At 72.3% G+C, this 13,143-nt stretch carries 11 protein-coding genes; 4 read left to right on the top strand and 7 right to left on the bottom strand.

Going from position 1 to position 13,143, the window contains the following annotated elements:
- Positions 1–403 precede the first annotated feature (403 nt).
- Both AB0P03_RS35295 and AB0P03_RS35300 read right to left on the bottom strand, forming a co-directional pair.
- Entirely contained in the window at positions 404–1,204 is an 801-nt protein-coding gene (locus tag AB0P03_RS35295; RefSeq protein WP_363632660.1) for a hypothetical protein, read from the bottom strand.
- 67 nt (positions 1,205–1,271) lie between these two features.
- Positions 1,272–1,778, bottom strand: coding sequence for a SigE family RNA polymerase sigma factor (locus AB0P03_RS35300; protein ID WP_363587258.1), 507 nt, complete (start codon positions 1,776–1,778; stop codon positions 1,272–1,274).
- A 272-nt stretch (positions 1,779–2,050) separates the two neighbouring features.
- Here AB0P03_RS35300 and AB0P03_RS35305 point away from each other — a divergent pair, with 272 nt between their 5' ends.
- Positions 2,051–4,999 (top strand): BTAD domain-containing putative transcriptional regulator, encoded by a 2,949-nt coding sequence (locus AB0P03_RS35305; protein WP_363632662.1) that lies wholly within the window; start codon positions 2,051–2,053, stop codon positions 4,997–4,999.
- 43 nt (positions 5,000–5,042) lie between these two features.
- Here AB0P03_RS35305 and AB0P03_RS35310 read toward each other — a convergent pair whose 3' ends face one another.
- Positions 5,043–6,899: a protein kinase gene (locus AB0P03_RS35310; protein WP_363632664.1), complete on the bottom strand. Its 1,857-nt coding sequence runs from the start codon at positions 6,897–6,899 to the stop codon at positions 5,043–5,045.
- A 612-nt stretch (positions 6,900–7,511) separates the two neighbouring features.
- On the opposite strand from AB0P03_RS35310, the gene AB0P03_RS35315 reads away from it, so the two are divergent.
- The 3 genes from AB0P03_RS35315 to AB0P03_RS35325 all read left to right on the top strand — a co-directional run bounded on the left by AB0P03_RS35315 (position 7,512) and on the right by AB0P03_RS35325 (position 10,604).
- A complete protein-coding gene (locus AB0P03_RS35315; protein ID WP_363587261.1) occupies positions 7,512–7,859 on the top strand; it encodes a hypothetical protein in 348 nt (115 codons plus the stop codon).
- A 175-nt stretch (positions 7,860–8,034) separates the two neighbouring features.
- Complete coding sequence (locus tag AB0P03_RS35320; RefSeq protein WP_363632666.1) at positions 8,035–8,535, top strand: hypothetical protein; 501 nt, start codon at positions 8,035–8,037, stop codon at positions 8,533–8,535.
- Positions 8,532–10,604 carry an alkaline phosphatase family protein gene (locus AB0P03_RS35325; protein ID WP_363632668.1) on the top strand — a complete coding sequence of 691 codons (2,073 nt, stop codon included), beginning with the start codon at positions 8,532–8,534 and terminating at the stop codon, positions 10,602–10,604. Before AB0P03_RS35320 ends, AB0P03_RS35325 begins: the two co-directional genes overlap by 4 nt.
- A 56-nt stretch (positions 10,605–10,660) precedes the next feature.
- On the opposite strand, the gene AB0P03_RS35330 is transcribed toward AB0P03_RS35325, so the two are convergent.
- Genes AB0P03_RS35330 through AB0P03_RS35345 form a run of 4 tightly spaced genes read right to left on the bottom strand, consistent with a single transcriptional unit; the run spans position 10,661 to position 13,140 of the window.
- Entirely contained in the window at positions 10,661–10,852 is a 192-nt protein-coding gene (locus tag AB0P03_RS35330; protein WP_244293816.1) for a hypothetical protein, read from the bottom strand.
- A 33-nt stretch (positions 10,853–10,885) separates the two neighbouring features.
- Entirely contained in the window at positions 10,886–11,623 is a 738-nt protein-coding gene (locus AB0P03_RS35335) for an SRPBCC domain-containing protein (RefSeq protein WP_363632670.1), read from the bottom strand.
- A 30-nt stretch (positions 11,624–11,653) separates the two neighbouring features.
- Complete coding sequence (locus tag AB0P03_RS35340) at positions 11,654–12,913, bottom strand: cytochrome P450 (protein ID WP_363632671.1); 1,260 nt, start codon at positions 12,911–12,913, stop codon at positions 11,654–11,656.
- Positions 12,914–12,924: 11 nt separating this feature from the next.
- Complete coding sequence (locus AB0P03_RS35345) at positions 12,925–13,140, bottom strand: MbtH family protein (RefSeq protein WP_363632673.1); 216 nt, start codon at positions 13,138–13,140, stop codon at positions 12,925–12,927.
- Positions 13,141–13,143: the final 3 nt, after the last annotated feature.

The raw sequence follows: 13,143 nt of genomic DNA on the forward strand, positions 1-13,143 counted from the left end.
TGTTTTCCGCTCCGTTTCCGGCGCTTCGTTCATCCAACTCGCTGGTGTCTTCTGCGGCTTGACGCCCCGTCCGACGTTTCAAACTCTAGCCGATCTCCACTCCGAAAAGCGAATCGACCGCAATCCAATAAAACGAGCACACCGATATACACACCGGGCCTCGCTCGCACATGGCAAGCCGACCCGGCCCGAACCCGGGACGTGGTGTTTCGAAAGGATTGGCCGCCCCGGGACCGTCCGCGCCGATGCGTGTCCGGTGCTCCCTGCCGAGCGACTGGCTGACAGTACCCCTACTCAGCGCCCGAAACAAATGCCCAGCCCAGGGCGCGCCCGCCAAGGCGAGCACGGACAGACCGTGCTCGACCTCGGCGGACGCACCCCCTACGAAACGCGACGCGCAGGGTCAGCCGACGGCGCCGAGGATCGGCGCCCAGGCGGCACCGGTGAGTGCGGCCACCGCCTGCTGCTCGGAGAGCGGAGGAGCGGCACGGGTCGGCTTCGGCGTCTCGGCGCCGGTGCCGCCGCCGGTGCTGTTCCACTGCACCATCTGAAGCTGCGCGCCGGTCGACTTCAGGGTCACCGTCACCGTCCAGCGGCGGGCGGTGTCGGGACGGACCGGGTGCGCGGCCGCGTTCTGCTGGAACATCACCAGGGCCCCGCCGGGAATCTCGGCGCTGCTCGGCAGCTCGCTCATCTTGCAGGTGTCACCGTCACGCTTGGGCTGCCACTCGCAGCTCAGCCCGTCGCCGTCCTTGAGCGGCAGCTGGAGCCGCACGGCCGAGACACCGACGAAGGCGGCGCCGTGCCCGTCGTCGAGGACCAGTCCGCCGTTGGCGACGCGCCCGTTGGACGGATCCGAGGGGTTGTTGCTCTGCCCGCTCTCCGCGCTGAACCGGCCGCCGGGGAACGTCGCCTCCAGAGCCTGGATCATCTGGGTGTCGGTGATCGCGGAACGCGGCATCGCCATCGCCGCCACCCTGATGTCGGATCCTTCGGAGTGCATCCCGGCGAGCACGTCGGGGATCACCAGGCCGGCCGCCGCGATCACGGTGCAGGCGCCGACCCCGGCGATGACGCCGGCCGTGCGCCGACGCCGGCGGCTTCGCCCGCGCTGGACGGCTCCGCGCATGAGCGTGGTGAGGTCTGGTTCGAGGGAGTCGGTCGTGCGGTCCAGGGCGTGTGCGAGGTCTGCTTCGAACGGCATGCTGGCGTCACCTATTTCTGTCGCTGATGGGGGCTTCGTGGCGATTTCGACCTGCGCGCACCGATGTTCAGTGCGGAACCAGGTCGGACAGGCTGTCGCCGAGCAGGGCACGCACCCTGCCGAGCGCCCGGGTGCCCTGGGAGCGGACCGCGCTGCTGCTCAGCTTGAGCATCCGGGCGGTCTCCTCGATGCTGCGGTCCTCCCAGTAGCGCAGCAGCAGCACCGCCCGGTCGCGGGGCGGAAGTTGGCCGAGCGCGTCCAACAGGGTGAGTCGCAGTGCGGTGTCGGGGCCGGCCGCCGCGCTGTCGGGCATGTTCCCGATGGGGCGCTCGCCGCTGCTCCGTCGACGCCGCAGGCTGAGGAAGGTGCGGACCAGGACCGTCTGGGCGTAGGCGGCCGGGTTGTCCGCCTTGGCCACCCGCTTCCAGTGCACGTACACCCGGCTGAGGGTCTCCTGGACCAGGTCCTCGGCAAGATGCGCGTCGCCGGCCGCGAGGACGTACGCGGAGCGGTACAGCGCCTTCGCCCTCGCCGCCACGAACGCCAGGTACTCATCCTCCTGTGCTGATTTCACTCGGTTCCCGCCTGTTCCCTTGTCCTGTGATCCCCGTGCATACCCCTCATGACTACGTAAGGCGTCAGCATGTCGCGCGGGCGGGGCACCTTCTTTTTTTTCACCGCTGCCGCGTCGGCCGCCCTCTACGGACACCTTCGTCTCCCCTTCGTCTCCCCGCGGCCGACCCCGCGAGAAGCAGCCCCGGCCAGCGGTGATGCGGTCGGTATCATGCGCCCGGGGGTTCGTTTGCAGGCAGAGGGGAACGGTCGGTGGGTGGGTTGCGGTTCACGGTGCTGGGACCGATACGGGGGTGGCGGGACGGCGGCGAGCTCGCACTCGGGTCGCCGCAGCAGCGGAACCTGCTGCTCTCGCTGCTGCTGAGGGCCAACCACCCCGTGTCGACCGGTCAGCTCGTCGACGACCTGTGGGGCGAGGAGCCGCCCGCCAAGCCCGTAGCCGTGATCCGGACGTACGTCCACCGCCTGCGCCGCGTCCTCGGGCCCGCCCCGCTGACCTCGCTCAGCGGGGGCTACCTGCTCACCGTGGATCCCGGGGAGCTGGACACCCACCGCTGCGAGGAGCTCGTCGGCGCGGCGAAGGAGCTCAGCGGCGCCGGGGAGCACGCCCGCGCCGCCGCGACGCTGCGCCTGGCACTGGCCCTCTGGCAGGGCGAGCCGATGTCCGGACTCTCCGGCCCCTATGCCGAGCGGCAGCGCGGCGAGTGGACCGAACGCCGGGTGACCGTCCTGGAGTCGTGTCTGGAGGCCGAGATCGAGGCCGGACCGTCCGGCGAGGCCGTCGCCGAACTGACCGCGGTCGCGGCCGAGCACCCGCTCAGGGAACGGTTCTCCGAGCTGCTGATGCTCGCCCTCTACCGGGCCGGGCGGCAGGCCGAGGCCCTGAGCGTGTACCGCGACACGGACCGGCGGCTGCGGGCGCAGCTCGGCGTCGCCGCCGGGCCCGGTCTGCGCGAGTTGCAGCGCCGGATCCTGGTGGCCGACACCGCCCTCGTGGCGCCCGCGCCGCCCCGGCCCGACACCACCACCACGGCCCGCCCGCCGTACCACGCGCCGATCCGGCCGACCCAGGTACCGGCCGACCTCGCCGACTTCACCGGCCGCGAGGCGCAGACGGAAGCGGTGCGGGCCGTCCTGCTCGCGCCCCGCACCGTGCCCGTGGCGACGGTGTCGGGCCTGGGCGGCATGGGCAAGACGGCCCTGGCCGTCCATGTCGCGCACGGCCTGGCCGCCGACTTCCCCGACGGCCAGCTCTACGTCGACCTGCACGGGGCCGACGGCCGCCCGACCCCTCCCGAGGAGGTGCTGGGCGCCTTCCTCCGCGCCCTCGGCGTGCCGGCGGAGGCGCTGCCCGCCGGGCTCGCCGAACGCTCCGCCCAGTTCCGCTCGCTGCTCTCCGGCCGACGCGTGCTGATGGTCCTCGACAACGCCCGGGACGCCGAACAGATCAGGCCGCTGCTGCCCGGCCGGCCCGGTTGCGCCGTGCTCGTCACCAGCCGGGCCAGGCTCGGTTCACTTCCCAACGCGCACGTCGTCGAGCTGCCGGCCTTCGCCCCGGAGGAGGCCCTCGACCTGCTCGGCCAGGTGGTCGGCGGGCAGCGGTTGCGGGCCGAGGCGGACACGGCCCGGGAGCTCGTGCGGCTCTGCGGTCACCTCCCGTTGGCCGTGCGCATCCTCGCCGCCCGCCTCTCCTGCCGGCCGGGCTGGACCATGGCCCGGCTGCTCGACAAGCTGTCCGAGAATCGTCGCCGGCTGGACGTGCTGCGCACCGAGGACCTCGCCGTCGAGTCGGCGTTCCGCTTCGGCTACGACCAGCTGACGCCCGACCAGGCCCGGGCCTTCTGTCTGTTGGCGGTGCCGGACGTGCCCGACCTGTCGCCGGGCGCGGTCGCGGCGGTGCTCGACCTGCCCGAGCACGAGGCCGAGGAGCTGGCCGAGTCGCTGGTCGACTGCTCGATGCTGGAGACCGCGCCGCCGGACCGCTACCGGTACCACGACCTGCTGCGTGCCTTCGCCCAGCGGCTCGTCCCGGAGACAGCGGCCGACGTCGAGGCCGGCACGGGCTCGGCCCCGGAGGCGGACCGCCCGGCCGCCGTCCTCACCCGCCTGGTGATCCGCCAGCACGCCGAGACCGTCGCGGCCCTCGGCCCGGCCGCCACCCGCGCGGCCCTGACCGGCGCCGGTGCACCGTACGCTCCCGACTGCCGCGCGGTGGCCCGCGGTCGCGGCGAGTACCACGGCATCGGCGCTCTGGTCGGCCAGTACGCCGGGCTCCCCCGGCCACCCCGGCTCGATCTGGTGGCCGAACTGCTGCTCGGGGGCAGCCTGTTGTGCGAGACCGGCCAGGCCGCCCGGCCGCTGGGGCACGCGGCCAAGGTCCTGCTCCAGGCCGCCGTCCGGCAGGGCGACCGAACGGCCGAGGTCAGGGCCCGGCTGGTGCTCGGTCGGCTGCTGACCGAGGTCGGCTCCGAACCCGCGGCCCTCGGCGAGCTGATCAGGTCCCGCGACCTGTGCATCGCCCACGGCCTGCCGGGGCCGCTGCTCGCCCTGGCCCACGCCTCGCTGGCCGCCCTGTTCCTCCAGGTCGGTCGGCCGGGCGACGCGGTCGACGGCTTCGCGGCGGCGATCGCGGTCTGGGAACGGCTCGGCGACCGGCGCTCGGTGGCGGGCGAACTGCTCAACCTGGCCGGTGCGTTCACCGAGCTCGGCCGGCCCGAGGCGGCGGTCCGCGTCGTCGACCAGTCCCTGCTGATCTGCCACCAGCTCGCCGACCACGAGCTCCAGGCGCTCGCCCTCGACTCGTTGGGGACGATCGCCCACGATCGCGGCGAGTTCGAGCAGGCCCTGCGCCACCACCGCGGCGCCCTCGCCCTGCTGCGGCCGGACGACCGGCGCCGGACGGGCCGCATGCTCCTGCGGCTCACCGAGTCGCTGCGGGCCGTCGGCCGCGGCGACGAGGCGGTGGAGGCGGCCGACCGGGCGGTCGAGGTGCTGACGCTCGACGGCGACCGCCGCGGGCGGGGGCTGGCCCTGGCGGCGCTCGGTGACGCGCTCGCCGACCGCGGCGCCGCCGAGGACGCGGCCCGGGCGTGCCGGTCGGAGGCCTACGACATCCTGGCCTCCATCGGCTCCCCCGAAGCCGACCGGCTGCGCGCCCTGATCGGCCTCGGCGGGGCCGCCGACCGGCCCCGCCGGCAGTGGCCGTCCTGGCTGCCGGCGTGATCCTCCCCTCGCCCCGGGGGTGTTCGGCTGGCGGGCCGACGGCTCAGCGCAGCTCCCACACCTGGTTCTCCGCGTTCGAGCAGGCCGCCACCCTGACGTAGTAACCGGCTCCGTCGGACGTCAGGCAGCCCTTGGTGGCGCCGTTGACGATCTGGTAGCCGCCCCGAACCTGCGTGAAGGACCAGAGCTGGTTGTCGGTGAACGGCGGGCTCGTCCAGATCTGCACGCGCCCGTCGCCCGTGTCCAGGTCCAGCACCTTGGTGTAGTTGCTGGAGGCGTTGCGCAGGAAGTACTTCCCCTCGAAGACCTTCTCCAGCCGCCACACCTGGGCCGACGTGCCGTTGACGCTGAAGGTGCCGACTCGGTTGCCGTTCTGGTCTCCGGAGTAGGAGTTGTCCAGCGCGCCGCCGACGCTGGCGATCTGTGCCTGGGAGGGCAGCTGTGGCTGCGGTTTCGGCTCCGGTGTGGGCGGCGTGGGCGGCGCCGACGTCGCGGACGGTGTGGGCGTGGGCGGTTCGTGGGAAGCGGGCGGGGACGGGACGGCGGAGGTCGGCGCGGGCGGGGCGGGGTTCTGGCCGGCGGTGGGCCCCGTGGAGGCCGGAGCCGGCACACCGGGCTGGGACGGGGAGGCGGAGGTCGGCGCGGGCGGGGCCGGGTTCTGGCCGGCGGTGGGCGCGCCGGAGGCCGGAACCGGCACACCGGGCCGGACGGGCCCGGCGGAGGTCCGCCCGGCGACCGGCTCGGGCTCGGCGCCGGGCGTGGGGCTCCCGCCCGCTTCCGGTCCGGCCGACGGCACCGGGGCCGTCGGCTCGGCGGGCTGCTGTCCGGCGGGTTGGCGGTCGGCTGCCACCGCCGCGGGAACGGCCGGGCCCGAGAGGCCGGCCACCGGGCCCGCGACGGCGGCGGCGTCCGGCGCGCCGTCCTCGTCGGACCGGATCACCGTCGCGCCGGAGGCCCCGACCACGCAGAGCAGCGACAGCGCCGTCACCCCGATCAGCCCGCGCAGGCGGAACCTGGCCCACGGTGCGCGTCCGGCGACCGGCCGGGGCCCGACCGGAGCCGGCGGCGCCGTCTCCTCGGCCGGTGCGAGGGCGTCCCGTACCGCCGCGGCCATCGCCGCCGCGTCGGGCCAGCGCTCGCCGGGATCCTTGGCCATCGCCCGCTCGACCAGCGCCCACACCGGCGCGGGCACGTCCTCCGGAAGCGGCGGCACGGGCTCCGTCAGGTGCTTGAGGATCAGTTCGAGGGCGGTCTCCCCGTCGAAGGGGAGCTTGCCGGCGAGGCATTCGTAGAGGACGACGCCGAGCGCGTAGAGGTCCGCCGAGGCCGTGACCGTCCCGGTGGAGGCCTGTTCGGGCGCCTGGTAGGCGGCGGTGCCGAGCACCATGCCCGGTACGGTCAGCCGGGCGTCGCAGCCGGGCCGGGCGATGCCGAAGTCCGCGATCACCGTCCGGTCGCCGCGGACCATCAGGTTGGCCGGTTTGATGTCCCGGTGGACCACCCCGGACTCGTGCGCGGCCTCCAGCGCCTCCAGCACCTGGAGTGCCATCCGGAGGGTCTCCTCCACCGGCAGCGCGCCGCGGCGTTCCAGCACGGCGCTCAGCGGTTCCCCGTCGATCAGCTCCATGACCAGGTAGCCGACCGAGGGCCGCCCGTCCACGGCGCTGTGCCCGTAGTCGTAGACGCCGACGATGCCCGGGTGGCGCAGCTGCGCCATGACGCGGGCCTCGGCGTGGAAGCGTTCGGCGAAGCCGGATTCGTCCAGCAGGGCCGGCTTCACCACCTTGACCGCGACCCGGCGGCCCAGGACCTCGTCCTCGGCGAGCCACACGTCGCCCATCGACCCGCCGCCCAGCAGGTCCACCAGCCGGTAGCGGTCGGCGAGCACGGTGCCGCGCATGATACTCCCTGAATCAAGCCCGAGGACCGGAGCGAATCCGGAGACCGGCCCGGTTCCATGGGCGCACCTTGGTCCGGGGCGCCCTCCGAGGATCATGACACCGGCAAAACAACTACTGGCTGTCCATCATATGAATCACGATCGACTCAAGCCATTCCCGCCCCATGCCCCACCCCACGCCCCCGCGTCTCGACGGCCGCATTGACGCAGCCGACCGGGTGGGGTGTCAGGCACACTCCCCCGGCTGCGACCGGTCACCGGTCACCGGTCCACTCGAAGGAACGCCGTCGTCGAGCCTCGCGGAAGCCGTCGGCGGGGAGGCGGCTCGTCCTCGGTCCCGGACGGCCGCGGAGCAGGCCGTCAAGGCCTCCCGAAGCGCCGGACCGACTTCTCGCGCTTCTCGCGCCAAAGGTTCGTAGCAAAATTACCTGTCACTGGAATGCAGGTCACCAGGCCTTTTCGCATCGCGCCCCCGGACCGGCCGACCTAGCGTGGTTCGCGGCGCTCCTCCCCGACATTCCTCGCCGCACGCGAGCCATGGGACTGAGCCGCAGATCCGCCCGAGCACAGCTTCGGCGGCACACGAACAGATGAATTCAGAAAGGCTCACGCATGGGCTTCAACCGTGTCGACGCGGTGATGGCCGTTCCCGACAAGCCGAACCAGCTCTGGGTGTTCTCCAACACCGACTACCGGCGCGTCGAAATCACCGTGACGAGCAGCCACCCGTACCCGGACAAGCTCATCCTCAAGGGCACCATCCGCGAGGACTGGCCCAGCCTGTCGGACTTCGCGAAGATCGACGCCGTCATGAAGGTCCCGGACGGCAGCAACGAGTACTGGGTCTTCTCCGGCGACCGGTTCGTGCGGATCAACGTCGCCAACGGGGAGCCGCACAAGGACACCAAGACCTACGGTCCGGCGCCGCTGAGCGAGTGGGAAGGCCTCACCAAGGGCTGACGGCCGCCTCGGGTGCCCGGACCGCACCGGACCCGCCGCATCCCAGCGCTGGACGCCCGGCCGGGCCGCCCCCGGCCGGGCGTCTCACGTACCCGTACGTGCCCCGAGCCGTCGGTCCCTTCGTCCACCCCACCTCCCCCGCCCACGTTCGCCCGCTCCGATCGGAGACCTGCCCATGGGTCAGTTCGTCACAGACGTCAACGTCCTGGTCGCCTACGACGACCCGGTGCGAAGTCCGTTCCACACACCCACCGGGTGGGAGTGGATCGACGTCGACCTGAACAAGGGCGCGCACGGCGCCTACCTGTACCTCGTCTTCGAACGGTCCGCCGACGACCGGCCCGTCACCGGCATCCGCGTCCTGAAGGACGACGAGAAGCCGCCCGCCGGCTACCAGAAGCTGCCGGTCGACCTCAACAGGGGGACGCCCGTACACGGCACGGCCCTGTTCCTGGCCGTCACCCGCCAGGAAGGCGCAGGCCGGCCCGTCGTCGACCTCACCGTCACGCACTGGAAGGACGGATCGCAGGAGATCCCTCCCGAGACGGGCTACACCCGCGTCGACACCGATCTCAACAAGGGCGCCAAGGGCGACCTCATCTACCTCGACTACCTCCGGGCCACCGAGACCGCACCCTCCGGTTCGCCCGCCACGCCGGACCAGGAGAACGCGTGAACACTCCCCACTCCCCGCAGAGCGCTCCGTCGCTGCCGGACTCGCTGCTGAAGGCCCTCAAGCGCAAACCCCGCCCCGGCGGTCTGAAGGCCATCCGACACGTGGTCTTCCTGATGCAGGAGAACCGTTCCTTCGACCACTACTTCGGCAGCAACTTCCGAGGAGTGCGCGGGTACGACGACCGCAACCTCGTCACGTTCCCCGGGACCGACGGCCGCACCGTCCTCGACCAGCCCGACCCGGACCACCCGTCCACGCCCCGGAGGCCCTACCAGCTCAGACCGGACCAGGGTACGGCCGAGCCGGCGGCCCACACCTGGCCCACCGGCCACCAGGCGTGGAACAACGGCCGCTACGACCAGTGGATCAAGGCCAAGGGGACCGTCACGATGGGCTACTTCGACCAGCCGGAGGTCGTCGGCACCTACCGGGCGCTGGCCGAGCGGTTCACCGTGTGCGACGCCTACCACTGCTCGGTGATGAGCGAGACCACCTCGAACCGCAACTACCTCTTCAGCGGATTCGGCGGCTGGGAGCCCGACGGGTCGCGGGTCACCGGATCGGCCGCGCACGACCGCGAGAACCCCGATGCGACCTACGCGGGGGACCGGACGCCGGGCTACAACTGGTCCAGTTACCCCGAGATCCTGGAGGGCAACAACGACCCCTTCGGCTCCGACGGGATCAGCTGGCGCGTCTACCAGGGCTGGGACAACTACTACGACAACAACCTGGACTTCCACGCCGAGTTCAAGCGGATCTTCCAGACCGTGCTGAAGACGGCCAAGCTCGACTACCTGAGCCTGTACGACTTCTACAAGGATCCGAAGCGCGTGCGCCCGGAGGACGTGGAGGCCCTCGCCAAGGCGGTCGCCGACCTGCCGCCGGCCGACCGGAGCCTCTACGACCGCGGGCTCTTCCGCTGCCCGCCCCCGCCGGACTCGAAGCAGAACCCGAAGAACTACCGCGACTTCGTCTACGCGTTCGCCCAGGACGTGGCGGCGAAGAGGGTCCCCCGGGTCTCGTACCTGGTGCCCTCGGACGCGGACTCGGAGCACCCGGGCGACGGCGGTTCGGCCCCCATGACCGGCGAGGAGGTCGTCGCCCAGGTCCTGGACGTCATCGCCTCCGACGAGGACATGTGGGACTCCACCGTGCTGTTCATCAGCTACGACGAGAACGACGGCTTCTTCGACCACGTGCCGCCGCCGGTGCCCCCGCAGGGCGTCGACGACGAGTACGTCGGCAAGGAGCCCATCGGCCTGGGCATGCGCGTGCCGATGATCGTCGTCTCCCCGTGGACCGTGGGCGGCTACGTCAACTCCCAGGTCTTCGACCACACCTCACAAATCCGGTTCCTGGAGGAGTGGTTGGGCGTACGGCAGCCCGCCATCAGCCGCTGGCGGCGCACCGTGGCCGGCAACCTCACCTCGGTCTTCGACTTCGACCGCACCGGCGACCCGCCACCGCAACCCACCGACCCCACCCGGCGTCTGGCCCGCCCGCTGCCGTACCAGCCGGACGCCCACGGCGCCCTGGACCAGAAGCAGGGCGCGTTCGTCCTCCAGCCGACCAACACCGGCGCCGCCGCCGTCCACCTGACCCTGTACGACAACGTCGGCACGTCCGGCGCCTACGACGCCCCTCGGCACTTCGACGTGCTCGGCACCACCACGCCCGCCACCAAAGTGCCGGTGCGCGGAGGAAGTTACGACTTCTACCTCACCGGCCCCAACGGATTCCGCCGAGAGTTCGCCGGGAAGGCCGCCGGGGCCGCAGCCGAAACCTCCGTGGCCACCGCCATCGCCACCGCCCCGAAGCGCGTTCTCACCCTGACGATCACGTCGCCGAGCGCCACGCCGCAGACCGTCACCGTGGCGCCCCGGCACTACAGCACCGCGAAGGCGCTGACCGGGACCGTCGTCACGGGCAAACCCCTCGTCCTCGTCTGGGACACCGATGCCGCCGACGGCTGGTACGACCTGGACCTCGCGATCGCCGAGGACGCGTCCTTCCGCCGCCGCCTCATGGGCCACGTCGAGAACGGCCGGCCGAGCATCAGCGGCTGAACGGCGAAGAGGCCGGCGCCGGGGCGCGGCGCCGGCCTCTTCGGGTGTGAGGCGTCCTACCGGCGGCCGCGGGCCGGTGCGGGGTTGAGCTTGGCACTGAGCACCGACAGGAAGGTCGGGAGCCTGTCCACCGCGGTCTTGGGGACGGGGGTGACCTGGACGGTGTCCCGGACCACGTCCTGCACGACGAGCTTGTAGGTGCCGCCCTCCTCGACGAGTTCGGCGGCGTAGAGCAGTGTTTCTTCCACCAGTGATCCTCCGGTTGTCTGTCGTACGGCGGGTCAGGAGCCGTTGAGCCAGGCGTTCCACGCCTTGGTCGCCTGCTCCTCGTCCGCTCCCTCGGCGAACAGGTGGTGGCCCAGCCAGATCGGCCAGTTCCAGGTGCCGCCGTTGAAGAACCGGTACAGCGCGTCCGGGCCGCGCAGGCCGATGAAGTCGGGGCTGAGCCAGTCCACGACGACCGCCTCCGGGCCGCCGTCCGTACCGGGGACGTGGAGTTCGAGCCGGTCGCCGACGGCAGCGTCCTCGGCGAGGCCGAGGCGTCGGCGCAGGGCGGCGAAGTCGGCCGGGTCGGCGGTGGGTTCGGGGCGCTGGGCCTTGACGTAGACGGCGGGGCGGCCGCCGAAGTGCCGCAGGTACTCGGCGAGGCCGTGCTGGTAGAAGTGGACGTGCTTCTCGGCCGCGTCCGCCTTGGTGTCCCAGGTCGCGTCCCAGACGCCCTCGTGCACCCAGTGGATTCCCATCCGCAGGTGGCTCGTTCCGCTGTCCACCGGCTCGATCCGGTAGCTGAGCGTGTTGGAGAACTCGTCGCCCAGGGTCGCCCGGACGGCGAAGTGGCTCGGCGGCTCCCACACCACGACGGTGCTGTCGGACCGGGTGGCCTTTCCGCCGACGCGCGGCTCGACCTCCATCGGGTACAGCCAGCCCAGGTTGCCGGCGCCGGTGGCGACCGCGGCCCAGACCTGTTCGGGTGTCGCGGGCAGGTCCTGTTCCTTGCGGACCTCGAACTCTCGGGTCATGGTCGGTTCTCCTTCGTCGTCGGTCGGGTGTCAGTAGGTGAGCGGGAGGGCGCTCAGCCGCCGTTGCAGCGGGTTGGGCCGCCATTCGAGGGCCGCCCCGCCGGCGGCTTCGTCGGCCAGCCGCAGCTGCGGGAGCCGGCGGACCAGCGTGCTGACGGCCACCTCCACCTGGAGCTTGGCCAGCGGGCCGCCGAGGCAGAAGTGCGGTCCGTGGCCGAAGCTCAGGTGCCGGTTGCCGGGGCGGGTCAGGTCGAGCCGGTCGGGGTCCTCGAAGCGCTCGGGGTCGCGGTTGGTCGCGGCGAGGAACAGGTACACCAGCTCGCCCTCGCGCAGCGTCCGCCCGCCGATCTCGACGTCCTCCGCGACGACCCGGACGATCGCCTGGGTCGGCGTGTCGTAACGGGCCAGTTCGTCCACGGCGGTGCGGATCAGCGCCGGGTCCTCGCGCAGCCGGGCCAGCTGGCCGGGGTGGCGCAGCAGGGCGAGCACGCCGTTGCCGACCAGGTGGGTGGTGGTCTCGTCGCCCGCGGTGATCAGGACGAAGCAGGTGGACAGCAGTTCGGAGTCGGTGAGCCGGTCGTCCTGCGCCTGCGTCGCGACCAGGGCGCTGATCAGGTCGTCGCCCGGTTCGCGCCGGCGCTGCCGGATGAGCCCGGACAGGTACTCCTCGTACTGCCCGATCGCCTCCTCGGACTTGTCGATGTCCTCGCCCAGCCGGCCGAAGCGGCGGAACCAGGTCTTGACCTGCGGGCGGTCCTCGGGCGGGATGCCGAAGAGCTCACAGACGACGGACATCGGCAGTGGGGAGGCGACCGCCTCGATCAGGTCCATGGCCGGGCCCGCCGCGAGCGCCTCGTCGATGAGCCGGTCGACGATCCGCTGGATGCCGTCGCGCAGGGCTTCGACCCGCCGGGCGGTGAACGCGCGGTTGGCGAGCTTGCGCAGCCGGGCATGGTCCGGCGGGTCGGTGTTGGTCATCACCCGGCCGAGCCGGTCGGTGAGCCGGCTGAAGGCCTTCAGGTCGCCGCCGAGCGCGCCGTAGGCGCGGGTCATCCGGTCCCGGTCGTTGGACAGCCGCAGGTCTCCCAGGGCCGCCTCGACGTCGGCGTACCGGGTGAGGTGCCAGATGCCCTCGGCGCTGCGGTGGACCGGGCTCTCGCGCCGCATGCGGGCGTAGAACGGGTACGGGTCCCGCCGGGCCTCGGGGGTGAGCAGGTCCGCGGCGAAGTCGTGGGGCGGGGCGAGGCCCGCCGCGGGGCGGGCCTCGTCCGTGGTGTCGGTCGCATTCACAACGGGCCGCGTTACCGCTGGGCGTCCATGGCGTCGGCGAGGCTCCTGGGCCGCATGTCGGTCCAGGACTTCTCGACGTGCTCCAGGCAGGCGGCGTTGGTGTCGGGGCCGTGGGCGACGGTCCAGCCGTCGGGGACGTCCGCGAACTGGGGCCAGAGCGAGTGCTGGTTCTCGTCGTTGACGAGCACGAGGAAGGTGCCGTCCTGGTCGTCGAAGGGGTTGGTCATGGG

The sequence above is a fragment of the Kitasatospora sp. NPDC088779 genome, from assembly GCF_040685395.1.
Classification (GTDB): Bacteria; Actinomycetota; Actinomycetes; order Streptomycetales; family Streptomycetaceae; genus Kitasatospora.